General features: G+C 72.8%; 18 protein-coding genes. 7 read left to right on the top strand and 11 right to left on the bottom strand.

The window, feature by feature from the left end; all coding sequences use genetic code 11:
* Positions 1-49: 49 nt before the first annotated feature.
* Both ACZ67Q_RS12865 and ACZ67Q_RS12860 read right to left on the bottom strand, forming a co-directional pair.
* Positions 50-2,857, bottom strand: a complete 2,808-nt coding sequence (locus tag ACZ67Q_RS12865; protein WP_471180324.1) for a SpoIIE family protein phosphatase — start codon at positions 2,855-2,857, stop codon at positions 50-52.
* Positions 2,858-3,490: 633 nt separating this feature from the next.
* Positions 3,491-5,980: a SpoIIE family protein phosphatase gene (locus ACZ67Q_RS12860; RefSeq protein WP_471180321.1), complete on the bottom strand. Its 2,490-nt coding sequence runs from the start codon at positions 5,978-5,980 to the stop codon at positions 3,491-3,493.
* Positions 5,981-6,272: 292 nt separating this feature from the next.
* On the opposite strand from ACZ67Q_RS12860, the gene proP reads away from it, so the two are divergent.
* Both proP and ACZ67Q_RS12850 read left to right on the top strand, forming a co-directional pair.
* Entirely contained in the window at positions 6,273-7,781 is a 1,509-nt protein-coding gene (gene proP, locus ACZ67Q_RS12855) for a glycine betaine/L-proline transporter ProP (RefSeq protein ID WP_471180319.1), read from the top strand.
* Positions 7,782-7,905: 124 nt separating this feature from the next.
* Positions 7,906-8,751 (top strand): DUF72 domain-containing protein, encoded by an 846-nt coding sequence (locus tag ACZ67Q_RS12850; protein WP_471180317.1) that lies wholly within the window; start codon positions 7,906-7,908, stop codon positions 8,749-8,751.
* A gap of 29 nt (positions 8,752-8,780) precedes the next feature.
* Here the strand turns inward: ACZ67Q_RS12850 and ACZ67Q_RS12845 are convergent, their stop codons facing one another.
* The 4 genes from ACZ67Q_RS12845 to ACZ67Q_RS12830 are packed head-to-tail and all read right to left on the bottom strand — an operon-like array spanning position 8,781 to position 13,202.
* Entirely contained in the window at positions 8,781-10,163 is a 1,383-nt protein-coding gene (locus ACZ67Q_RS12845; protein ID WP_471180314.1) for a GH1 family beta-glucosidase, read from the bottom strand.
* A 17-nt stretch (positions 10,164-10,180) separates the two neighbouring features.
* Complete coding sequence (locus tag ACZ67Q_RS12840; RefSeq protein ID WP_471180312.1) at positions 10,181-11,017, bottom strand: carbohydrate ABC transporter permease; 837 nt, start codon at positions 11,015-11,017, stop codon at positions 10,181-10,183.
* Between the two features lie 7 nt (positions 11,018-11,024).
* Positions 11,025-11,972, bottom strand: coding sequence for a carbohydrate ABC transporter permease (locus ACZ67Q_RS12835; protein ID WP_471180309.1), 948 nt, complete (start codon positions 11,970-11,972; stop codon positions 11,025-11,027).
* A 12-nt stretch (positions 11,973-11,984) separates the two neighbouring features.
* Entirely contained in the window at positions 11,985-13,202 is a 1,218-nt protein-coding gene (locus tag ACZ67Q_RS12830; RefSeq protein ID WP_471180306.1) for an ABC transporter substrate-binding protein, read from the bottom strand.
* A gap of 227 nt (positions 13,203-13,429) precedes the next feature.
* On the opposite strand from ACZ67Q_RS12830, the gene yicI reads away from it, so the two are divergent.
* Positions 13,430-15,700, top strand: coding sequence for an alpha-xylosidase (gene yicI / locus ACZ67Q_RS12825; RefSeq protein ID WP_471180303.1), 2,271 nt, complete (start codon positions 13,430-13,432; stop codon positions 15,698-15,700).
* Between the two features lie 171 nt (positions 15,701-15,871).
* On the opposite strand, the gene ACZ67Q_RS12820 is transcribed toward yicI, so the two are convergent.
* Both ACZ67Q_RS12820 and ACZ67Q_RS12815 read right to left on the bottom strand, forming a co-directional pair.
* Complete coding sequence (locus ACZ67Q_RS12820) at positions 15,872-16,558, bottom strand: alpha/beta fold hydrolase (protein WP_471180300.1); 687 nt, start codon at positions 16,556-16,558, stop codon at positions 15,872-15,874.
* A 64-nt stretch (positions 16,559-16,622) separates the two neighbouring features.
* Complete coding sequence (locus ACZ67Q_RS12815) at positions 16,623-17,075, bottom strand: MarR family winged helix-turn-helix transcriptional regulator (protein WP_471180298.1); 453 nt, start codon at positions 17,073-17,075, stop codon at positions 16,623-16,625.
* A gap of 161 nt (positions 17,076-17,236) precedes the next feature.
* On the opposite strand from ACZ67Q_RS12815, the gene ACZ67Q_RS12810 reads away from it, so the two are divergent.
* Positions 17,237-17,797 (top strand): quercetin 2,3-dioxygenase, encoded by a 561-nt coding sequence (locus tag ACZ67Q_RS12810; protein WP_471180296.1) that lies wholly within the window; start codon positions 17,237-17,239, stop codon positions 17,795-17,797.
* A 52-nt stretch (positions 17,798-17,849) separates the two neighbouring features.
* The gene (locus ACZ67Q_RS12805; protein WP_471181070.1) at positions 17,850-18,245 is read left to right on the top strand and encodes a prolyl oligopeptidase family serine peptidase; all 396 of its coding nucleotides are present in this window, start codon (positions 17,850-17,852) and stop codon (positions 18,243-18,245) included.
* Position 18,246: 1 nt separating this feature from the next.
* On the opposite strand, the gene ACZ67Q_RS12800 is transcribed toward ACZ67Q_RS12805, so the two are convergent.
* The 3 genes from ACZ67Q_RS12800 to ACZ67Q_RS12790 form a co-directional block, all read right to left on the bottom strand.
* Positions 18,247-18,777 (bottom strand): DoxX family protein, encoded by a 531-nt coding sequence (locus tag ACZ67Q_RS12800; RefSeq protein ID WP_471180293.1) that lies wholly within the window; start codon positions 18,775-18,777, stop codon positions 18,247-18,249.
* Positions 18,778-18,862: 85 nt separating this feature from the next.
* Positions 18,863-19,921, bottom strand: a complete 1,059-nt coding sequence (locus ACZ67Q_RS12795) for an ABC-2 transporter permease (protein WP_471180290.1) — start codon at positions 19,919-19,921, stop codon at positions 18,863-18,865.
* A gap of 120 nt (positions 19,922-20,041) precedes the next feature.
* Positions 20,042-20,398, bottom strand: a complete 357-nt coding sequence (locus tag ACZ67Q_RS12790) for a helix-turn-helix transcriptional regulator (RefSeq protein ID WP_471180288.1) — start codon at positions 20,396-20,398, stop codon at positions 20,042-20,044.
* A 130-nt stretch (positions 20,399-20,528) separates the two neighbouring features.
* Between ACZ67Q_RS12790 and ACZ67Q_RS12785 the strand changes: the two genes are divergently transcribed.
* Both ACZ67Q_RS12785 and ACZ67Q_RS12780 read left to right on the top strand, forming a co-directional pair.
* On the top strand, positions 20,529-21,254 hold the full coding sequence (locus tag ACZ67Q_RS12785) for an anti-sigma factor antagonist (protein WP_471180285.1): 726 nt from the start codon (positions 20,529-20,531) through the stop codon (positions 21,252-21,254).
* Between the two features lie 545 nt (positions 21,255-21,799).
* Positions 21,800-22,576, top strand: a complete 777-nt coding sequence (locus tag ACZ67Q_RS12780) for a chitosanase (RefSeq protein WP_471180283.1) — start codon at positions 21,800-21,802, stop codon at positions 22,574-22,576.
* Positions 22,577-22,589 lie beyond the last annotated feature (13 nt).

Below are 22,589 nucleotides of genomic sequence, written 5' to 3'. Positions count from 1 at the left end.
ATGACCTCATAAGTGAGCCTTATGGGAAGTCAAAGGTCTGCTTGATGGGTCACGGCAGCGGCTGCTCCGCCCAGATGATCTTCCCGTGCTGGGTGTAGCGCGTCCCCCAGCGCTCCGTCAGCTGCGCCACCAGGAACAGACCGCGCCCGCCCTCGTCGGACAGGGCCGCGTAGCGCAGGTGCGGCGAGGTGTTGCTGCCGTCGAAGACCTCGCAGATCAGGCTGCGGTCGCGCAGCAGCCGCACCCGCACCGGGGCGCTGCCGTACCGGATCGCGTTGGTGACCAGCTCGCTGAGGATCAGCTCCGTGGTGAACTCCAGCTCCTCAAGGCCCCACTCCGCCAGCTGCCGGGTGACGAACGCGCGCACCTCCTTGACCGCCGACGGCTCCATCGGCACCTCCCGCTCGGCGACCTGGTCGGGGCCGAGCGCCCGGGTGCGCGCCACGAGCAGCGCGATGTCGTCGGCCTGCCGGGCCGGCAGCAGCGCGTCCAGGACCGCCCGGCAGGTGTCCTCCGGCGACGTACCGGCCCCGGCCAGCGCCCCGCGCAGCAGCTCCAGACCGGTGTCGATGTCCCGCTCCCGGTCCTCCACCAGCCCGTCGGTGTACAGCACGAGCCGGCTGCCCTGCGCCATGTCCAGCTCCACCGCCTCGAACGGCAGGCCGCCGAGCCCCAGCGGGGGACCGGCAGGCACCTCGGCGAACACCACGCTGCCGTCCGGGCGGATCACCGCCGGCGGCGGATGGCCGGCCCGCGCCACGGTGCAGCGCCGCGCCGCCGGGTCGTACACCGCGTACAGACAGGTCGCGCCCGTCACGGGGGCCGCGCTGCCGTCCGCCGCCTCGTCCTGGTCGATCCGCCCCACCAGCTCGTCCAGCAGCGTCAGCAGCTCGTCCGGTGCCAGGTCCAGCGAGGAGAAGTTGTGCACCGCGGTACGCAGCCGGCCCATCGTCGCCGCCGCGTGCAGCCCGTGCCCGACCACGTCACCCACGACCAGTGCCACCCGGGCACCCGACAGCGGCAGTACGTCGAACCAGTCGCCGCCCACCCCGGCCTGGGCCGGCAGATACCGGTAGGCGATGTCCAGGGCGTTCTGCGCCGGCAGAGTGCGCGGCAGCAGGCTGCGCTGCAGCGTCACCGCGAGACCGTGCTCGCGGGTGTAGCGGCGCGCGTTGTCGATGGCCACCGCCGCCCGCGTGACCAGCTCCTCCGCCAGCGCCAACTCCTCCTCGTCGAAGGGCTCGGGCCGCTCGGCGCGCCAGAAGGTCACCACGCCCAGCACCCGGCCGCCCGCCCGCACCGGCACGGTGATCAGCGAGTGGATGCCGTACTCCACGACCAGCGCCGAACGCTCCCGGTCCTGCGCCTGCCAGCCCGCCGCCCCCGCCAGGCTCGGCTCGCTGACCGCCCGGCCCGTCCGCAGGCTCACCCCGTGCGGCGAGGAGTCCACGAACCGCAGCTGGTGGCCCAGCGGAAACAGCGGCGTGTCCGCACGGATCCCGCTGACCGCCGTCCGGCGCAGCGCGCCGCCCGGCTCCGGCTCCTCCCCGGACAGGACGGCGTCGAAGAGGTCCACGGTGACGAAGTCGGCGAACCGCGGCACGGCCAGCTCGGCGAGCTCTTTCGCCGTGCCGGTCACGTCCAGGCTGGTGCCGATGCCCACCCCGGCCGCGTACAGCAGGTCGAGGCGCTCGCGGGCCGCCTCCGCCCGGCCCAGCAGGGCCCGCAGCTCGGTCGAGTCGCGCAGGGTGGCCACGCTGCCGGGCGGGCCGCCCTCCAGGTCGGTGGGCCGCTGGTTGATCGCCAGCAGCCGGTCGCCGACCAGGTGCACCTCGTCGGTCGCGACGCGCCCCGAGGCCAGCAGTTCGGCGGTGTCCCCGTCCAGGCCCAGGTCCAGCACGTGCCGGCGCTCGGCGTCGGCCGGGAGGCCCAGCAGGCGGTGCGCCTCGTCGTTGGCGAGCAGCAGGTCGCCCTCGCCGCCGACGATGAGCACGCCCTCGCGCACCGAGTGCAGCACCGCGTCGTGGTGCTCGTACATGCGGGTCATCTCGCGCGGGCCGAGGCCGTGCGTCTGGCGCAGCAGCCGCCGGCTCACCAGGGCCGTGCCGCCGGTGGCCAGCGCGAGGCCCGTGGCCGCGGCGGCCAGCACCAGCGGCAGCTGGCGGTCGGCCGCGCCGCCCACGTGGGCGGTCGTGATGCCCGCCGACACCAGCCCGACCACCTTCCCGTCGGGCGCCTTCACCGGCACCACGGCCTGCACCAGCCGGCCGATCGTGCCGTTGACCTCTTCCACCACGGTGCCCCCGGCGAGGGCGGGGGCGATGGTCCCGACGAACTTCTTGCCGATGCGGTCCGGCTTGGGGTGGGTGTAGCGGATGCCGTGGGTGTCGGTGACGACGATGAAGTCCACGCCGGCGGCGACGCGGGCCGCCTCGGCGCGCGGCTGCAGTACCGCCGTGGGGTTGGGGGTGCCGAGCGCTTCCCGTGTGCCGGGGGCGTTCGCGAAGGTCTCGGCGACCGCGAGGGAGCGGTTGCGAGCCTCCTGCGTGGTGTCGTTGCGGACCTGCAGCAGCAGCGCGACCACGGCGGCGACGACGAGCAGCAGCACGATGACGACGTTGAGGAAGAACACCTGCCCGGCCAGGCTGCGGCCGCCGAGCCGGGCGCGCAGGCCCGCCGCCGGCTCGCGGCGCGTACGGCCGGGCCCCTGGTGCCGCGCGGCGGGCGCGGGCGTCGCGGCCGTCCGCCGCAGACGCGCACCGCCCGTGCGAGGCACGCCGTCATGGCCGTGCGGTTCACGCCGGCTGCCGGGACGCCGGGGCGAGCGGGTCCCGGATCGACCCAGAAGTCGGACCATGTGCCCATGTCTACACTGCCGCGCCGCGTGAGGCGAGGGGCGTCACACCGTGGCAGCGGCCCCTGGGGCGAGCGGGGCCGTGCGGGCGCGGGACGGCGGACTCGACGGCGACGTATGCGCCCCGCGCCGGTGAGGCGGCCCGCGGCACCGCCGCCCAGCCGCGTGGCCGCGTGATGTCGGCGCGGTGCCAGGGCGCCAGGGCCGCGCATCGCGGCGGTCGGAGCAGCGCGGCGCAGCGCGTCGGCAGTGGCCGCATGAGCCTGGGCCCGGGGTGTCAGAGGCAGCGCCCCGTCGGGCGAGCGGGGCCGCCCGGCGGACTCGAGGGGGACGTGTAGGTGCGGCTCGCGTGGGGCGGGGCGGGTCGCGGTACCGCCCGTGCAGCACCGGCGCGGCGCCCGGTCGCGAGGGCGGCGGATTCGCGGCGGTCGCATGAGCGCGGCCCGGCGCATCGGCAGCGCATCGGCAGTGGTCGCATGATCCCGGGGCCAGGGCGTAGGAAGTGCGTATCGGTGGCGGTCGTACGAGCCCGGCGGCAGGGCCGTACATCCGTGGCCGTCGCGTCAGCGCCGCCCCCTGGCGTCCTGGCAGGTCGGAGCCGTCAGCCGTCAGCCGTCAGCCGTCAGCCGTGCGCCGTCAGCCGTCAGCCGCAGCCACCGGTGTGAGTGACGCCAGCAGGAGGGCGATGTCGTCGGGGCGGTCCGCGGCGTGGCGGGCCGTCGCGGTGAGGCGGTCGGCCACGTCCGCCAGGGACCGGCAGCCCGGGTCCGTGCCCGGCGCACCCGCCCGGGACAGGGCGAGCCGCAGCGCCGTGATGCCGTCGTCGATGTCGAAGCCGGGGCGCTCGACCATCCCGTCCGTGTACAGCGCGAGCACCGCGCCCGGCGTCATCCGCAGCTCGGACACCGGGTAGCGGGCGGCCGGGTCCACGCCGAGGACCACCCCGCCGGGCAGGTCCACGACCTGGGTCCGGCCGTCCGGCTCCCGCAGCAGGGGCGGCGGATGCCCGGCCCGCACCACCCGTGCCAAGCCGCTGACCGGATCGAGCCGGACGTAGCAGCAACTGGCGAACTGGCCGGGGTCGAGGTCGATGAGCAGCCGGTTGGTGCCGCCGAGCACCTCCTCCGGCGGCCGGTCGCTCAGCGCGAACGCCCGCACCGCGCTGCGCAGCTGCCCCATCGTCGCCGCCGCCTGCACCCCGTGCCCCTGCACGTCCCCGATCACCAGCGCCAGCCCGTCCCCGGACGGCACCACGTCGTACCAGTCGCCGCCCACGTCCATCCCCTCGGTGCCCGGCAGATACCGCCCCGCGGTCGCCACCCGGGGATGCGCCGGCAGGCGGCGGGGGAGCAGCGCCTGCTGCAACCCGTGCGCCAGGGCGGCCTCGGTGTCGTAGCGCTGGGCCTTCTCCATCACATGGGCGATCAGGCCGGCGAGCGCGGTCAGGACCGTGCGCTCCTCCGTGCTGAAGCTGCGCGAGCGGTCGAAGCCGAGGATGCAGGAACCGACCGGACGGCCGGAGGCGATCAGCGGCAGGAACGCGCGGGAGCCCTCGGTGGCGTCCAGCGGGATGCCCGGGTAGGCGTCCTGGAGCTGCTGCATGGACTCGAAGAACAGCGGACGGCCCGTCACCAGCGTCTCGACACCGGGCAGCCGCGCGTCCAGCGCCACCCCCTCGAACGGCGAGAGGAAGCCCTCCGGGAAACCGGTCTCCCAGGCCAGGTACAGGTGGCGCTCCTGGAGCAGGTAGATCGCCAGCCGGCGACCACCGAACGCGGGCAGCAGCTCCTGCACGACCACCGCGGACACCTGGCGTGCCGTGACCGCCTCCGACAGCGCGATGGCCAGCGCGATCGGGCGGTACTGGGGAGCTGCGGCGGCCGTGGGTGTGCGCGCTGCGCCGGCCGTGGCGGCCGTCGGCGGCGGGGACTGGGGCACCCGGTTGGCGGGGGCGACCGTGCACGTCAGGATGTGCGCGCCGGGGTGCACGGACACGGCCAGCCAGTCGCCCTCGTAGGACTGCCGCGCGTGCGCGGGCGGCCGCCGGACCTGGAAGTGCACCGGCTCGAGGGAGAGCAGGGCATGACGCAGCTGGTCCTCGCAGCCGGGCTGGTCCAGCCAGGGCACGGCCTCCCACAGCGGGCGGCCGAGGAGCCCGTCGCGCTCCGTCCCCAGCAGCTGGGCGGCGCGCGGATTGGCGTAGCCGATCACACCCAGCCGGTCCAGGCAGAACACCCCCTGCGGCAGCAGATCGGCCGCACCGTCGGCCAGCGCGCCGGACCCCGGGTCGAGGACGACGCCGTCGACGGATCGTGCCGGTCCGCCGTCCGCCGTCTGCGGTGCCCACAGCAGCACCAGCCGCTGCGCGCCGTCCGCGCCGCGCACCGGCACCGGCAGGGGCGGAGGCCGGCCCTGGGCCGCCTCCCGCAGCAGGGCGGGCAGCTCCGGAGCGACCACTCCCAGCGCCTCGAGGGCGCCGGGGAGCCGGCCGGCCGGGGTCCCGAGCAGGGCCTGCGCCGGGCCGTCGGCGGTGAGGCGGTCGGCCACCGGATCCCAGGACAGGCACCCGACGCGCCCGCCGACCGGACCCGGCCCCGGCGGTCGCACGTCCAGCGGAGCCGCGTCCCAGGTGACGTCCGGGCCGGTGGCCGCCGGGCCGGCCAGCGCCGTGGCCAGCCGGCCGGCCAGCGCCTCCAGCGCCTGCCGCTGCGGCACCAGCTCGGTGGTGTCCGCCACGGACGGGCCCAGCACGGCCAGCACACCGAACGCCCGGGTGTCCCGGGCGATCGGCACGCACACCGAACCGAAGGGGAACGGCAGCCCCGCCGCGAACTGCGGATAGCGGCGCATCGTCTCGGCCGGGTTCGCCAGCGTCACCGGGACGCCCAGCCGGTACGCGTCGGTCACCGGGAACGGCCAGTCGATCTGCAACCGCCACCACGGCCGGAACAGCGCCCCGGGCAGGCCGCACAGCACGGCCAGCCGCAGCAGCCCGGGCGCGGACGAGCGCAGATACACGGCCGCGACCCGGCCGTCGGCCGCACGCGCCGCCTGCGACACGGCGTCGGTCAGCAGCGCGGCCGACCATCCCGGCGGCCGCTGTCCGTCCCCGGCGCTCCCACTCATGGCCCTACCTCGTCGGTGCGCCGCCGTGTGGGCGACACAGCAAGAAGACACAGCAAGAATGCGCCTCCCGGAGGGTGGGGCGCATCCGCGCGACGGCGCTCGCGCGGCGCACCGGGTACGGCGGGGGCCCGCGGCCCGCCACCGGGCACGGTGGCGTGACGAACATCCCTCTGCCGCCCTGCCTGGTTTGCGTCTGCCACGAGCGAGCAGGCGATCTTGCGATTGTGACCGTCCCCAGGAGTCCGCGGGAGTCCGGCAGGAGTCCGCGGGAGTCCGCAGGAAAGGAGTCCCCATGGTGCCCGGCGTGTCCGACACCTTCGAGGAAGCCGCCGATCCGGAGGCCGAACGCCGACACCGCGCACTGTTCCGCGCGGCGAGACGGCGCCGCAACCCGCCGCTGCGCCGCACCGACATCACGGTGACCGACGAGCAGGCCGTGCAGCGCGCCGTGAAGGCTGCCTCGCTCGGCAACGCCATGGAATGGTTCGACTTCGGCATCTACAGCTATCTCGCGGTCACCCTCGGGCATGTCTTCTTCCCGTCCGGGAACGACACGGTCCAGCTGCTGTCGTCGTTCGCCACCTTCGCGGTGTCCTTCCTGGTACGACCGCTCGGCGGCATGGTGTTCGGACCGCTCGGCGACCGGATCGGCCGCAAGAAGGTGCTCGCCCTGACCATGATCATGATGGCGGTCGGCACCTTCGCGATCGGACTGATCCCCTCCTACGCCGTGATCGGCTTCTGGGCGCCGGCCCTGCTGATCCTCTTCCGCCTGGTGCAGGGCTTCTCCACGGGCGGCGAGTACGGCGGCGCGTCCACCTTCATCGCCGAGTACGCGCCCGACCGGCGGCGGGGCTTCTTCGGCAGCTTCCTGGAGCTGGGCACGCTCGCCGGATACGTCGGCGCGGCCGGCCTGGTGACTGCGCTGACGGCGTGGCTCGGCGACACCGGCATGCAGGACTGGGGCTGGCGGGTGCCGTTCCTGGTGGCCGGTCCCATCGGGCTCGTCGGCCTCTATCTGCGGCTGCGGCTGGACGAGACGCCGGCCTTCCGCAAGCTGGAGGACGACTCCGTCCACCGGGCGTCGGAGGCGGCTTCCGGCGTGGAGACGAGCGCCCGCGGCGACCTGGCGAAGATCTTCCGGGAGCACTGGCGGACGCTGATCCTGTGCGTCTGCCTGGTCGGCGCCTACAACATCGCCGACTACATGCTGCTGTCGTACATGCCGACCTACCTGTCGGACGAGATGGGGTACTCCGAGGCGCACGGCCTGCTGATCCTCATCGGCACCATGGTGGTGCTGATGCTGCTCATCAACCAGGTCGGCCGGCTGTCCGACCGGGTAGGCCGCAAGCCGCTGCTGATGGCCGGCATGCTCGGCTTCCTGGTGCTGTCGGTGCCGGCGTTCCTGCTGGTCGGTCAGGGCAGCCTGGCGGCGGTCTCGGCGGGCATGCTGATGCTCGGGCTGTCCCTGGTGTGTCTGCTCGGCACGATGTCCGCGGCGCTGCCCGCGCTGTTCCCGACCCAGGTGCGCTACGGCTCGCTGTCCATCGGCTACAACCTCTCCGCCTCCCTCTTCGGCGGGACGACCCCCCTCGTCATCACCGCCCTGATCTCGGCCACCGGCAGCGAGCTGATGCCCGCGTACTACGCCATGGCCGCCGCGCTCGTCGGCGTCATCGCCGTGGCGTGCATGAAGGAGACGGCCCGCCGCCCCCTCGACGGCTCCCCGCCGTCGGTGGAGACGCACGAGGAGGCGGCCCGCCTGGTGGAGGAACAGGCACCGGCACCGCGCTTCTGACGGCCTGTCGGCCGGTGTCGAGCGAAAGCGGGGTGGCCCCTGACCCGGGGGGCCACCCCGCTCTCGTCCGTGCCGGCGTCCCCAACGGCCCCATGTGACCGCCGTGTCGGGGTAACCGGCCGCCATGGGTGAGATTCTCGTGGGAACGTGCTCGTGGACCGATCGGGCACTGGTCGGCAGCGGCTGGTACCCGGCCGGGCGGCGCGATCCCGAGGGGCGGCTGCGGTACTACGCCGAGCAGTTCCCCGTCGTCGAGGTCGACGCGACCTATTACGCCCTGCCCTCCGCACGCAACAGCCGCCTGTGGGCGGAACGCACACCCGACGGGTTCGTTTTCGACGTCAAGGCCTTCTCCCTGCTGACCGGCCACCCCACCCGGCCCGCCTCCCTGCCGGACGGCCTGCCCGCGGACAGCCGGGACGCGGCCGTACTGGACGCGGTGTGGTCGCGCTTCACCGACGCGCTCGCACCGCTGCGCGAGGCAGGCCGGCTGGGCACGCTGCTCTTCCAGTTCCCGCCCTGGCTGAAGCCCGGCCCCCGGGCCGACGAAGTCCTCGCCGACTGCGCCGCACGGACCGCCGGGTGGCCCGTCGCGGTCGAGTTCCGCCACCCGCAGTGGTGGAGCGGCGAACGGTACGACGAGACACGGGCCTTGCTGCGACGCCACGGATTCGCCGCGGTCGGCGTCGACATGGCGCAGGGGCTGCCGGCCTCCGTCCCGCCCGTCACCCCCGTCACCTCGCCGGAGCTGTCCGTCGTCCGCTTCCACGGCCGCAGCCCCGCGTGGGGGACGGGCAGCAAGGAGGACCGCTTCCGCCACGCCTACACCGACGCCGAACTGAAGGAGTGGGTGCCGCGGCTGCGGGACCTGGCCCACGGAACCGCCCGGCTCCATGTGCTGTTCAACAACTGCTGCGGCACGGCAGCCGTCGACGCCGCCGCCCGCATGCGGGACCTGCTGGACGTGTGAGGCCCGGGACCGCCGTGCCCACCGGCGGCTCAGTCCCGCTGCGCGGCGATGAACTCCCGGTACCACCGGTAGCTGTCCTTGGGCGTGCGCCGCTGCGTGTCGTAGTCGACCCGCACGATGCCGAACCGCTTGCCGTAGCCGTGCGCCCACTCGAAGTTGTCCAGCAGGGACCACACGTAGTACCCGCGCACATCCACGCCCGCGTCGATCGCGGCCCGCAGCGCGCCGAGGTGGTCATGCAGATACGCCACCCGGTCCGTGTCGTGCACCGCGCCGTCGGGGCCCACCTCGTCGTGCTCGGCGGAGCCGTTCTCGGTGATGTGCACCGGCGGCAGCGCCGCGCCGTAGCGCTCGTGGAGGTCCACCAGCAGGTCGGTGAAGGTGTCCGGCGCGACCGGCCAGTCCATCGCCGTGTGCCGCACGCCGTCCAGCCGCACCTCCGCGTACCGGTTGTCCGTCGCCACCCGCCGGGCGGGATCCGCCTCACTGTAAGGGGCGTCGGCGACCACGATCGGCCGGTAGTAGTTGATGCCGAGGAAGTCCAGCGGCTGTCCGATCAGCTCCAGGTCACCGTCGCGGCGGAAGTCCTGACCGGTGATCAGCTCCCCCCAGGTCTCCTCCTCGCTCGCCGGGTAGCGGCCCGCGAACAGCGGCTCGGTCCACACCAGGTTGTGCTGGGTGTCCGCGCGCAGCACCGCCGCCAGGTCGGCGGGGGAGTCGGGGGAGGCCGGCATATTGCGGTCCAGGTTGAGCGTGATGCCCACCTCGCGCACCCCGGCCGCCCGCAGTGCCCGCACGGCCAGCCCGTGGCCGACCAGCAGATGGTGGGCGGCGGCGAGCGCGCCGCGCCCCTCCTGGGCGCCCGGTGCGTGGCGGCCGACCGCGTAGCCGAGGAACGCGCTGCACCACGGCTCGTTGAGGGTGATCCAGCGCGGCACCCGGTCGCCGAGGCGTTCGGCGACGGCGGCCGTGTACGCGGCGAAGTGTTCGGCGGTCGCGCGCACCCGCCAGCCGCCCCGGTCCTCCAGCGCCTGTGGCAGGTCCCAGTGGTAGAGGGTGGCCGCCGGCTCGATCCCGGCCGCGAGCAGCTCGTCGACCAGGCGGTCGTAGAAGTCCAGGCCCTTGGGGTTCACCCGGCCCGAGCCGTCCGGCACGATCCGCGGCCAGGCGAGGGAGAAGCGGTAGGAGCCCACGCCCAGGTCGCGCAGCAGCGCCACGTCCTCGGCGTAGCGGTGGTAGTGGTCGCAGGCGACGTCGCCGGTGTCGCCGTTCGTGATCCGGCCGGGGGTGTGGCTGTAGGTGTCCCAGACGGAGGGGCCACGGCCGTCCTCGTAGGCGGCGCCCTCGATCTGGTACGCGGCGGTCGCGGCACCGAGGACGAAGCCGGGCGGGAAGCGGGGGAAGTCGGTCATGGGGGCGGCCTTCGCGGTCACTTGACGGAACCGCCGGTGATCCCGGCGGCGATGTACTTCTGGGCGAGGACGAGCAGGATCGCGGCGGGGACCGCGGACAGCACGGAGGCGGCCATCACCGAGCCCCAGTCGCCGACGTGCGCGCCGATGTACTGGTAGATGCCGAGCGTGACCGGCTTGACCTCGTCGGTGGTGTTCAGCGTGAGCGCGAACATGAAGTCGCTCCAGGAGAACAGGAACGCGAACAGCCCCGAGGTGATCAGCGCGTTGCGGCTCATCGGCAGCACCACCTGGACGAACGTCCGCAGCCGGCCGGCCCCGTCCATCTGTGCGGCCTCGACGACCTCGCCCGGGACGGACACCATGAACGAGCGCATCAGCACGATGGAGAAGGGGATGCCGAGCGAGGCGTCCGCCAGCATCAGGCCGGCGTAGGAGTTGACCAGGCCCAGGTCGACATAGGTGTTGTACAGGGCGTTGGCGATGACGATCCCCGGCACCATCTGTGTGATCAGCGTGCCGAACACGATGCCGCGGCTGCCGCGCAGCCGGAACCGGGCGAGCCCGTAGGCGGCCGGGGCGGCAACGGCCAGGCAGATCACGACGGCGCCCAGGGACACCGCCAGGGAGGTCAGCAGATGCCCGCCCTGGTCGCCGAGCGCCTTGGAGAAGCCGGACAGGTCCAGGCCGTGCGGCACCGGATCCACTTCCAGCAGGCCGGCCTTCGGCTGGAGCGCGGTGTTGAGCATCCAGTACAGGGGGAACAGCATCACGCACAGGACCAGCAGGCCCACGGCGGTGGAGCCCCAGTGGCGCTTCGCGGTGCGCGGCTGCGCGGCGGTTTCGGTGGCCATCGTCTCGTCACTTCCCCTCGGTGCGGTTGGCCCGCAGGTAGAACACCGCGAACACCGCGGAGATCAGGATCAGCACGTTGCCGACCACCGCGCCCGCACCGAAGTCCAGCTGCACGAAGGAGTTCTGGTACGTGAGCGTGCCCAGGGTCTGCGTCGCGTCGGCGGGACCGCCGTCGGTCAGGGCGAGGATCAGGTCGAGAATCTTGACCGTCGACATGAAACCCAGGACCAGGACGACGGTGACGACCGGCTTGAGCATCGGCCATGTGATGGACCGGAACGTCCGCCATGCCGACGCGCCGTCGAGAGAAGCGGCCTCGTACAGCTCCCGGGGGATCTCCTGCAGACCGCCGTACAGAATGACCATGTTGAACGGGATGCCGATCCAGATATTGACGACGATGACCGACAGCAGGGCCATGTGCGGACTGGTCAACCATGGAGTGTGGCCGCCGAGACCGATCGTGTCCAAGAAGGTGTTCAACACACCTGTGTCCTGGTCGAGAATGCGCCGCCACACGATGCCGGACACCACCATGGGCACCAGCCACGGCAACAGGATCAACGACCGCAGTGCACCGTTGAGCGGAAAGCGCCGGTTGAAGAAGACCGCCAGGGCGAGGCCGATGCCGAACTGCCCGAGCAGCGAGCCGGCCGTGAAGACGAGCGTGTGCCACAGCGCCTTGCCGAACAGGGCGTCCTGGAAGACGTGCGACCAGTTGTCGGCACCGTTGAAGGGAGCCTCGCCGGTGAAGAACGTCTTCGGCGTGTAGTGCTGGAAGCTCATCACGACGTTGCGCACGAGCGGGTAGCCGAAGAACAGCAGCATGAAGACGACGGCGGGGGCGACGAACCCCCACTGCGCGAGCCGGCGCCGCAGCCCGCGTGAACCCGGCGCGGGGGCCTTGGGACCGGCCGAGGAGGCCGCCGGGGCCGTGATGGTGGACGTGGTCATGGATCGCGTACCTCAGTTCCCGCTCGTGGCCCGCTGCTGGGCGCGCTTCAGGGCGGACTCGCTGGACTGCCCGGTCAGGGCGGACTGGAAGGCGCTCTGCAGGGCGAGTGACACGCCCGACCAGCCGGCGCCGAGCTCGGCGGTCCGCGAGCGGGCCTGGGCGACCTGATCGGCGAGCGCGTCCAGCTCCGGCACCCGGGTGCGCCACACGGCGGCGGCTTTGGCGTCGGCGGGGACCATCCAGCTGTTGAGCGCGTAGGTGAGCTGCTCCTTCTCGCTCGACAGGCAGGCGACCACGCGTCCGGCCGTCTTCTCCCGGGCCGGGTCACCGGTGTTCGGCACGGTCAGGACCGCGCCCCCGAGCGGGCCCACGGACTTCTCACCGGCCTTCGGCACGGGGATCTGCGCGATGCCCCAGTGCAGCGACTTCTTGGTGTTGAGCGTCTCGACCTGCCAGGGACCGTTGATCATCATCGCGGCGTTGCCCGCCATGAACTGGTCGTTGACGTCCGCCTGGGTCCAGCCGACCGTCGACCTCGACAGCGAGCCGTCCTTCAGCAGGGCCTTCCAGAAGTCCAGGGCCTGCACGACCCGCGGCCCGTCCAGCCGGGTCTCGTCGCCGCCGTTGGACCACATGAACGGCGTGAACTGGAAGACGCCGTCCTCCGCGCCGCCCGCGCTCAGGGCGATGCCGTAGCGCTTGCCCGCGGTGAGCTTCCTTGCCGTCGCGCGCAGCTCGTCCCAGGTGGCGGGCACCTTCAGACCGGCCTCGGCGAGGAGGTCCTTGTTGTAGAACAGCGCGAGCGTGTTCACCGAGCGGGCCGCGCCGTAGTAGGTGCCCCGGTACGACCCGAAGTTCACGATGCCCTGTGGGACGCCGTCGGTGCTCAGCCCGAGCGTGCGCAGGTCGGTCAGCCCGCCGGCCTCCGCGAAGGTCGGCATCTCGGAGGCGTCGAACTGCACGATGTCCGGCAGCGACTTCGAGGACGCCATGCGCAGGGCCTTGGTCATCACCTGCGCGGCCGGGACGCTCTGCTGCTCGATCGTCACCCCCAGCTGCTCGCTGCAGCGGGCCATCGCCTGGGCGTCCCAGCGGTGGTACGACTCGTCGGTCGAGGAGTTCAGGACGGTGTAGACACCGCTGTCGCGCTGCTGGCCGCATCCGGTCAGGGCCGTACCGGCGAGCAGCACCAACGCCGCGGCGAGCGAGTTGTTGAAGCGCTTCGACATAGGGTGGACCTTGCTGTCGTCCGCCCGGCCACCTTGCCGGACGAGTTTGTTTTCTGCGATGACTAATACGGCAATCCTGGCTCCGGCGCCAGACCTCCTGCGTGGTCACTCGCTCACCGTCCGCACCGAGATCCCCGTTACCGCCTAGTTTTATGTACGATCCGAACCCTCGGGCGACGCTCAGTGCGGGCCCTTTTCGCCCCCCGCCTCTCCCTGCGAGGAAGACCATGAAGTTCACCGACGGCTTCTGGCGCATCCGTGACGGCGTCCGCATCGCGTACGCCACCGAGGTGCGAGACGTACGCCTGGAATCGAAGCGCTTCACCGCCTCTGCCGCCGTACAGAAGGTGACCCGCAGAGGGGACACGCTCAACGCGCCCCTCCTCACGGTCGACTGCTTCTCGCCTGCCGAGGGCGTCATCGGCGTGCGCGTCACCCACCACGCGGGCAAGCGCGACCCGGGCCCCGGCTTCGCCCTCGCCGCCGACCCCGGCGGCGCCGGCGCGGTGCGCGACGACGGCACACTCACCGAGCTGACCAGCGGCCCGCTCACCCTGCGTCTGGACCGGGCGGCCCCCTGGACGCTGAGCTTCCACGACGCCGACGGCCGGGAGCTGACCCGGGCCGGCCGCAAGGGCACCGCCTTCGCCACCACCGACGACGGCGCGCACCACGTCCTCGCCCAGCTCGCGCTCGGCGTCGGCGAGCAGATCTACGGCCTCGGCGAACGCTTCACGCCGTACGTCAGGAACGGCCAGGTCGTCGACATCTGGCAGGCCGACGGCGGCACCAGCAGCGAGCAGGCGTACAAGAACATCCCGTTCTACCTGTCCTCACGCGGCTACGGCGTCTTCGTCAACCATCCCGGCGCGGTCTCCTTCGAGGTCGGCTCCGAGTCGGTGGGCCAGGTGCAGTTCAGCGTCGAGGACCAGGCCATCGAGTACTACGTCGTCGCCGGCCCCACGCCCAAGGACGTCCTCACCCGGTACACGGCCCTCACCGGCCGCCCCGCCCTGCCGCCCGCGTGGTCCTTCGGGCTGTGGCTGACCACGTCCTTCACCACCGACTACGACGAGGCGACGGTGATGTCCTTCGTCGACGGCATGGCCGAGCGCGGCATCCCGCTGTCGGTCTTCCACTTCGACTGCTTCTGGATGCGCGAGTACCAGTGGTGCGACTTCGAGTGGGACCCCGAGGTCTTCCCCGACCCGGAGGGCATGCTGGCCCGGCTGAGGGCCAAGGGTCTGAAGGTCAGCGCCTGGATCAACCCCTACATCGCGCAGAAGTCCCCCCTCTTCGAGGAAGCCGCCCGGCTGGGCCACCTGGTGCGCCGCCCGAACGGCGACGTGTGGCAGTGGGACCTGTGGCAGGCCGGCATGGGTCTGGTCGACTTCACCAGCCCCGACGCCCGCACCTGGTTCCAGGGCAAGCTCAAGGCGCTGCTCGACCAGGGCGTGGACTGCTTCAAGACCGACTTCGGCGAGCGCATCCCCACCGACGTCGTCTGGCACGACGGCTCCGACCCGCAGCGCATGCACAACTACTACACGCACCTGTACAACCGGACCGTCTTCGAACTGCTGGAGAAGGAGCGCGGTCAGGGCGAGGCCGTGCTGTTCGCCCGCTCGGCGACGGCGGGCGGGCAGCAGTACCCGGTGCACTGGGGCGGCGACTGCTGGTCCTCCTTCGAGGCCATGGCGGAGTCCCTGCGCGGCGGGCTGTCCCTGTCGCTGAGCGGCTTCGGCTTCTGGAGCCACGACATCGGCGGCTTCGAGGGCACCCCCGACCCGGCCGTCTTCAAGCGCTGGCTCGCCTTCGGCCTGCTCTCCTCGCACAGCCGGCTGCACGGCTCCGACTCCTACCGGGTGCCGTGGCGCTTCGGCGAGGAAGCGGTCGAGGTGACGCGCCGCTTCACCCTCCTCAAGCACCGCCTCATGCCGTACCTGTACGGCGCCGCCGCCGAGGCCCACCGCACCGGTGTGCCGGTGATGCGCCCCATGGTGCTGGAGTTCCCGCACGACCCGGCGTGCCGGCCGCTGGACCGCCAGTACATGCTGGGCCCCGACCTGCTGGTCGCCCCGGTCCTCACCGCGGACGGCGACGTCGAGGTCTACCTGCCCGCGGGCACCTGGACCCACCTGCTGACCGGCGAGCGGGTCAGCGGCCCGGTCTGGCGCACCGAGCGGCACGGCTACGACAGCCTGCCGCTGTACGTCCGCGAGGGTGCCGTCCTGCCGCTGGCGTCGGACGACAGCCGGCCCGACGGCGACTGGCTGGACGCGCCGACCCTGCTCGTCCATCCCACCACCGGTCCCGCGTACCGGGCCGAGGTCACCGTGCCCGACCCGACCGGCACCCCGGCGGCCACGTTCACGCTGCGGCGCGACGGCGACCGGCTGCGCGTGACCGCACACGGCGCGGACCGGCCCTTCACGGTACGGGTGGCGGGCGGCGCGAGCGTGACCGGCGCGGGCGAGGTGACCGTACCGCTGGACTGAGCGGTTGTGGCGGGGTGTTTCGGGCGGGGCCGGCGTGATGGTCGGCCGGGCGGGTGGTTCGGGCGAGGGCCGCTGTGGTGTTCGGCCGGTCGGGGCGGTTCGGGCGGGGCCGGCGTGGTGCTCGGCCGGTCGGAGCGGTTCAGCTGGGTGCCGTGGCGCTCGGCCGGGCGGTCAGGGCCCCGACAGGAACTCCACGACGGCCCGGGTGAAGTCCTCGGGTGCCTCGTCGTGGACCATGTGGCCGACGGGGATCGTGATCATCCGGGCGTCCGGGATGCGCCGGGCCAGCTCCGCCACGCCGTCCTGCGGGACATGGCTGGCCGGCCCGCCCGCCACGACGAGCGTCGGGGCGGTGATCGCGGCCAGCCGCTCCAGCCAGGTCGGATCGGGCGTGTCGAGCTGCGGCCGCACGGCCGTCACCATGTCCCAGTCGAAACTCAGCTCGCCGTCCGGGCGTACCGGCACGGTCGGCTTCCGGGGCCGTGGCGCGGGCACGTCCTCCAGCACCAGCCGTGCCACCCGGCGCGGATGCTCCCGCGCCAGCAGATGGGCGACGACCCCGCCCAGCGAGTGCCCGACCAGGTCCACCGCGCCGAGCCCGAGAGCGTCGAGGAAACCGAGCACGTCGGACGCCATCAGTTCCAGCGTGTACGTCCCGGGCCACGCGCTGCGCCCGTGCCCGCGCAGATCCAGGGCGTACACCCGCCGCTCGGCGGCGAGCGCCCGTGCCACCGCGTGCCAGCTGCGGGAGTCCTCGCCGAGCGCGTGCAGCAGGACGGCGGGCCGTGCCTGCGGCGGCCCGGAGACCTCGTAGGCGAGCCGGAGGCCGTTCACGACGATCGTGCGGTGATCCACCATGTCCGGAGGCTAGCCTCGGGGACGCCGCGTCCGGCCCGGAATCCGCTGTCCGCAGAAGAAGCGGTCAGGGCGCCCGTACCAGCGGCGGCTCGCCCCGCGGCAGGCTGAGCGCCTCGCGCAGCGCCGCGGCCGGACCGGCCCCGATCCGCTCGGCCAGCACCTCCTCGACCCGGGCGAGGACGGCCTGGGCGCGGGCGTGCACCCGCTCGCCCTCCGCGGTGATGCGGATCAGCCGGGTGCGGGCGGAGGCGGGGTCGGGCACCTGCTCCAGCAGTCCCAGCGCGACCAGGCCGTGCACGGCCTGGTGGGCGGTCTGCCGGGTCACCCCGATCCGGCGCGCGAGGTCGGACACCGTGGTGCCCTGCGGGTCGAGGCTGGCGAAGACCAGGCCCTGGGCGCTGGTCACCGGCTGCTCGCCGGCGGCGCGCATGCTCGCGAACAGCGCGTCCTCGAACCAGCGGCGGGCGTCGGCGAGCAGCAGCGCCATGTTCGGTGCGGGGTCTGCGGGGTGGGTCATGGCTCCTCGGGGCGGGTCGGAGACCGAGCATACGGGCCGCGACGGTGCGCGGGGGATATTGCCCGTGCCCGAATGTCAGGTAACCTGACGAACAATTGTCAGTCCCCCTGACGGTCAAATGTCACGGGGCCCTGCACGCCGCTGTCTTCCGGAGGCATTGCATGACCATCGAGTTCGCCGACCCCCGGCGCGCCGGCTCCCTCATCCCGGCCGACCCGGGCACGCCGTACTTCATCGAGAAGGGCAGGGGCGACCGCGCGCACCTCTTCGGCGACCTGGTCACCGTCTACGCGGGCGGCCCGCAGACGGAGAACGGCTTCAACTTCTTCACCGTCGAGGGTCCCAAGGGCGACCTCGTCCCGGCCCACCTGCACCCCGAGACCTACGAGGTCTTCTACGTCACCGACGGTGCCGTCCGCGTCTTCGTGGAGGACCTCCGGGGCGAACAGAGCGAGAAACTGCTGACCGCGGGCGACTTCGGGTTCGTACCGAAGAACTGCCCGCACTCCTACCGCATCGAGCGCCACCACAGCCGGGTCGTGGGCGTGGCCGCCGGGCCCGGCGGCACCTTCGAGCGCTTCTTCGAGTCCCTCGGCACGCCCACCGACGAACTCGGCCTGCCCGCCCGTCCGTTCGTGCCCGCCCCGGAGAGGTTCGCCACCGTGCCGCAGCGCTACGACGTCACCTTCCTGCCCGGCCACCAGTGGCGCACGAAGAGCTGACCACCGTGGCCTTCGCGCGCGCCCTCGGCACCGGCCTCGTGGTGGGCCCTGGCTGCGCGCACGGGGCGGCGAACTCGGCCTGGCCGCCGAACGCCTGGTGCTGTGGGGCGAGTCGGCGGGCGGCCACCTGGCGGCCGTGCACACCTTCACCACCGGCCGGCCGGTCGCCGGATGCGTGGTCTGGTACGGCCCCGCCGACCTCACTGGTGCCGCGGCGCGCACCCCTGAGGCGCTGCTCCTCGGCCACGCCCCCGCCGACGATCCCGACCGCGCCCGGGAGGCCTCCCCGCTGGGGCAGGGCACCGACGACGCGCCGCCGTTCCTGCTCCTGCACAGCGCCGACGACACGATCGTCCCCGTCACCCGGTCACAGAGCCTCGCCCCGGCACTGCGCGCGGCCGGCGCCACGTCACTGAGGGGTGTCACTGAGGGGTGTCACCGAGGGTGAGTCAGCGCACCTTGGCGCGCAGGGCACCCGCGGTCGCCGCCGGACGGGCCGTCGCCCGGGCGGTGCGGCGCACCAGGTGGGCCTCGCGGCTCAGGTCCCGGGCGCCGTGCCGGCCGCGCCACAGCAGCGACGGGGCGCTGCCGGTGTCGTCGGCCGCGATGAGCAGCCCGCCCAGCATGGACAGGTTCTTCAGGAAGTGGATGCGCTGCTGCGCCCGCTGCCCGGGGTCGTCCGCCTCCCAGAAGCGGTGCCCGGCGAGCGTGGTCGGCACCAGTGTCCCGGCGATCGCCAGCGCCGCCAGCCGGGGCATGCGCCCGGTGGCCAGCATGAGCCCGCCCACCACCTGCACCGCGCCGCTCAGCCGTACGGCCTGCTCGGTGCGCTCGGGCAGCAGCGGTACCCGTTCCTTGATCGGGCCGACGACCGGCTCCGCGGCCGGGGCGACCTTCTCGGGGGAGCGCAGGGAGTTCAGGCCGCCGGAGACGAACATGGACGCGAGCAGGGGACGGCCGACAAGGCGCAGCACACTCATGGCAACTCTCCATTGGTTCGACTGGTTGGACGGGCAGTGATCGCCGGGTTCCCGGCGGCGGACGGAGCCATGCGCGCGCCCCTCGTCACGCCGCGTGGGCGGGTCGGCGTTCGCGGCTGCCGGGATGCCGGTGCCGCCAGGTCCAGAACACCGCGCACGACAGCAGCGCCCACCCGGCGAGCACCAGGAACGGGAACGCGTGCTGGTGCCCGGCGAAGTACACCGCCGTGTGCTGGGCGCTCACCGAGGCGCCGGGCGGCAGCCAGCGGCCGATCACCCCGAGCGGCGAGGGCAGCAGCGGCCAGGAGACCGCGCCACCGGACGAGGGATTGCCGAGCAGCACCATCAGCCCCCACGTCGGCAGCATGGCCCAGCGCCCGATCAGGGTGTTGAACATCGTGAAGACCATGCCGGACGCGAACATCGTCAGCGCCAGGATCAGCCACGACTCCAGGAACGGCAGATGGACGGCGTCGAGCAGCCAGTCCACGACGGCGGCGATCGCGAAACCGCCGAGCAGCGCGTACCCGACGGTGAACGCGATCCGTTCCACCGGGGTGAGCGCCCGCGCGTGCACGCTCAGCTGGATCGCTCCGACGAAACCGATGATCACGGCGGCCAGCGAGATGTAGAAGATGGCCAGCCCCCGCGGATCACCCTCCTGCAGCGGCTTGATGTCCCGCACGGTGACGGCGACTCCCGTCGCGCGCCCCACCACCGGAGCGGTCTCGGACAGCACCTGCGCCACGGAGGCGCCCGAGGCGCCGGAGACGTCCAGCGTCACGCTGCGCCCGTCCCCGCGCACGTCGAAGATCGCGAACACCTTCTGCTCGTCGAGTGCCTGCCGGGCCTGGGCCACGGTGCCGTAGGTGTGCACCTTCACCGAGGCGTTCAGGGCTTTCTCCATGCCGTCCAGGAAGCCCTGGCCCCGGGCCCGCTGGTAGGAGCCGACGACGGCCGAGGGGATCGAGTGCGGGGTGGGGTTGGCCATCGAGTACGTGTAGGACCCCGCGAACAGCCCGGCGGCCGCAGCGAGGATCAGTGCCAGCACGGTCGCCGGCAGCAAGGGCGAGTGCCGGAACGCGGCCCAGCGCTGCGCACGTGTCGGCGGCCTGCCGTGGTCGCCGTGGGGCGTGTCGGCCATCCCGCGCACCCTCCCTCCAGCCAGGCACGACCCTGACACATCCGGAAGGCACCGGCACGAGATGGCAGTGCATTGGAGGGGGACCGCACGCGCGTGCGGCGGCCGGAGGTGCGCCGACGGTCAGCCGCTCTGCGCCTTCTGCGCCTGCTGCGCCGCACCGGGCAACCGGGAGCGGTCCGCCTCGTCCTGCACCAGCAGGGAGAGCAGCGAGGCAACCGTGAGTCCGGCCTCGGCAGGGTGTCGCAACACCTTGGAGGGATCGATGCTGTAGACGTTGCCGCGTCCCTCCCGGGTGTGCGAGAGGTAGCCGTCCTGCTCCAGATCGGCAATGATCTTCTGCACGGCCCGTTCCGTCAGCCGGCAGTGCGCGGCTATGTCGCGGATGCGCGCGCTGTGATTGTCTGCGATGGCCGCCAGGACCCGGGCGTGATTGGTCAGGAATGTCCACCCGGTATGCGGCTCAGGCACTCCCTCCATGGGGCGATTCTACGGCCTCCCCTTCGTGTATACAAAAACCTGAAGAAGGTTTCATGTATAGGTTGACGTGTTGTTGTGCTCGGGGGAGCCTGGAGCGAGAGACGGTCATCACTGACCGGGGGAGGCGGTCATGCCGGAGCCTGTGGACGAGGAGCGGTCCTTCGTCGGGGACGGCCTCGGGTACACGGTCAGGACAGGCGTGCCGCCCGCACGCCCCCGGCGCCTGCCGCTCATCGACGTGCGCCCCGAAGGAGAATGCGTACGGGTCACGGTCCGTGGCGAACTCGACCTCGACGCCGACGACGCGCTGGACCGCGCGCTGCGTGCCGCGCTGGCCCTGACTGCCGGGGACATCGAACTCGACCTCTCCGGTGTCGACTTCTGCGACTGCTCGGCGCTCAACGTGCTGCTGAACCACCGGCGTCGCGCCCTCGACGAGGGGAAGATGCTCGTCCTGTGCGGCGCCGCCCCCGCGGTCCTGCGGCTGATGGAGCTGACCGGCACGCTGGCCCTGTTCGCCACGGACGACGACGCGGGGGAGTCCGTGTCGACGGGCGACGACGCCCTGGAGGACCTCCGCGTCGAGGTCGTGCAGCTGCGCCGGGCGATGCAGACCCGCCCGCTGATCGACCTGGCCCGAGGCATCCTGATGGCCTCCTTCGGCCTCAGTGCCGAGGACGCCTGGACGGTCCTGGTCACGGCCTCCCAGAACACCAACACCAAGCTCCACCACCTGGCCAGGGACTTGGTGGACGCCGTGCACGGCGAGGCCCTGCCCGATGCCGTGCAACAGCAACTGGCCGCAGCGGTCACCAAGGTGACCAGGCCGGCCCCGGACGACCTCCCGAACACCTGACGGCCTGGCGGCCTGCGGCCTGGCGGCCTGCGGCCTGCGGCCTGGCGGCCTGCGGCCTGCGGCCTGCGGCCTGCGGCCTGGCGGCCTGCGGCCTGCGGCCTGGCGGCCTGCGGCCTGCGGCCTGGCGGCCTGCGGCCTGCGGCCTGCGGCCTGCGGCCTGCGGCCTGGCGGCCTGCGGCCTGGCGGCCTGCGGCCTGCGGCCTGCGGCCTGCGGCCTGGCGGCCTGCGGCCTGGCGGCCTGCGGCCTGGCGGCCTGGCGGCCTTCGGCCCGGCCTGGCGGCCTGCGCCTTGCTCGTCGACTCGGGCGTGCCCGGGGCGCGCTGCCCCGAAGGGCGACGCCCTGAGGTGTCGATCACGCGTGTGCGTGCGTGACTTTGTTCGATCGTACGAACTTCGTTGTCGCCGGGTTACGGTCGGAGCGGTCTGATAGTAAACCTTCCTGTCAGTGGCACCACGGTTCAACTCCCCACCCCCCACCTTCACTTGGAGTCCCCGTGACGCATCCTCGCCCGGAGTCCGGCCTGCGCCGGCGTACGCTTCTCGGCATGACCGGCGCCCTGACCGCAGCATCCTTCTTCGGAATCTCCCGGGCCGCGGCGGCCCCGACGTCTGCCGCCGGGCTCGACGACCCGGCGAAGAAGGAGATCGCCATGAAGCTCGTCTCGAGCGCGGAGAACTCCTCGCTCGACTGGAAGGCGCAGTACCAGTACATCGAGGACATCGGCGACGGCCGCGGCTACACCGCCGGCATCATCGGCTTCTGCTCCGGCACCGGAGACATGCTCGACCTGGTCCAGCTCTACACCGACCGCAAGCCCGGCAACGTCCTCGCGCGCTACCTGCCGGCTCTGCGCCGCGTGAACGGCAGCGACTCGCACGCGGGCCTGGACCCCGACTTCCCCCGCGACTGGCGCAAGGCCGCCCGCGACAGCGCCTTCCAGCAGGCGCAGAACGACGAACGCGACCGTGTCTACTTCGACCCGGCCGTCCGCCAGGGCAAGAGCGACGGGCTGCGCGTCCTCGGCCAGTTCTGCTACTACGACGCCATCGTCATGCACGGTGACGGCGACGACCCCACCAGCTTCTCCGGCATCCGCAAGCGGGCCCTGCGCAATGCCAAGCCGCCCGCCCAGGGTGGTGACGAGGTGCGTTACCTGAACGCCTTCCTCGACGCGCGGGTGTGGGCCATGAAGCAGGAGGAGGCCCACAGCGACACCAGCCGCGTCGACACCGCGCAGCGGGTCTTCCTGCGCCAGGGCAACCTCGACCTCGACCCGCCGCTGGACTGGAAGGTCTACGGCGACAGCTACCACATCGGCTGACGGGCGGGCAGCT

Source organism: Streptomyces sp. NPDC036813 (assembly GCF_055609245.1).
Note: the sequence above shows the minus strand (reverse complement) of the source record. Positions and strands in the feature narration are given on the sequence as shown.

Coding starts and splice junctions, on each gene's coding strand:
- ACZ67Q_RS12845 (WP_471180314.1), bottom strand. CDS start 10,163: ATGACCGACTTCCCCCGCTTCCCGCCCGGCTTCGTCCTCGGTGCCGCG.
- ACZ67Q_RS12830 (WP_471180306.1), bottom strand. CDS start 13,202: ATGTCGAAGCGCTTCAACAACTCGCTCGCCGCGGCGTTGGTGCTGCTC.
- ACZ67Q_RS12810 (WP_471180296.1), top strand. CDS start 17,237: ATGACCATCGAGTTCGCCGACCCCCGGCGCGCCGGCTCCCTCATCCCG.
- ACZ67Q_RS12835 (WP_471180309.1), bottom strand. CDS start 11,972: ATGACCACGTCCACCATCACGGCCCCGGCGGCCTCCTCGGCCGGTCCC.
- ACZ67Q_RS12840 (WP_471180312.1), bottom strand. CDS start 11,017: ATGGCCACCGAAACCGCCGCGCAGCCGCGCACCGCGAAGCGCCACTGG.
- ACZ67Q_RS12790 (WP_471180288.1), bottom strand. CDS start 20,398: ATGGAGGGAGTGCCTGAGCCGCATACCGGGTGGACATTCCTGACCAAT.
- ACZ67Q_RS12860 (WP_471180321.1), bottom strand. CDS start 5,980: ATGAGTGGGAGCGCCGGGGACGGACAGCGGCCGCCGGGATGGTCGGCC.
- ACZ67Q_RS12785 (WP_471180285.1), top strand. CDS start 20,529: ATGCCGGAGCCTGTGGACGAGGAGCGGTCCTTCGTCGGGGACGGCCTC.
- ACZ67Q_RS12800 (WP_471180293.1), bottom strand. CDS start 18,777: ATGAGTGTGCTGCGCCTTGTCGGCCGTCCCCTGCTCGCGTCCATGTTC.
- ACZ67Q_RS12815 (WP_471180298.1), bottom strand. CDS start 17,075: ATGACCCACCCCGCAGACCCCGCACCGAACATGGCGCTGCTGCTCGCC.
- ACZ67Q_RS12865 (WP_471180324.1), bottom strand. CDS start 2,857: ATGGTCCGACTTCTGGGTCGATCCGGGACCCGCTCGCCCCGGCGTCCC.
- ACZ67Q_RS12795 (WP_471180290.1), bottom strand. CDS start 19,921: ATGGCCGACACGCCCCACGGCGACCACGGCAGGCCGCCGACACGTGCG.
- ACZ67Q_RS12850 (WP_471180317.1), top strand. CDS start 7,906: ATGGGTGAGATTCTCGTGGGAACGTGCTCGTGGACCGATCGGGCACTG.
- proP (WP_471180319.1), top strand. CDS start 6,273: ATGGTGCCCGGCGTGTCCGACACCTTCGAGGAAGCCGCCGATCCGGAG.
- ACZ67Q_RS12780 (WP_471180283.1), top strand. CDS start 21,800: ATGACCGGCGCCCTGACCGCAGCATCCTTCTTCGGAATCTCCCGGGCC.
- yicI (WP_471180303.1), top strand. CDS start 13,430: ATGAAGTTCACCGACGGCTTCTGGCGCATCCGTGACGGCGTCCGCATC.
- ACZ67Q_RS12820 (WP_471180300.1), bottom strand. CDS start 16,558: ATGGTGGATCACCGCACGATCGTCGTGAACGGCCTCCGGCTCGCCTAC.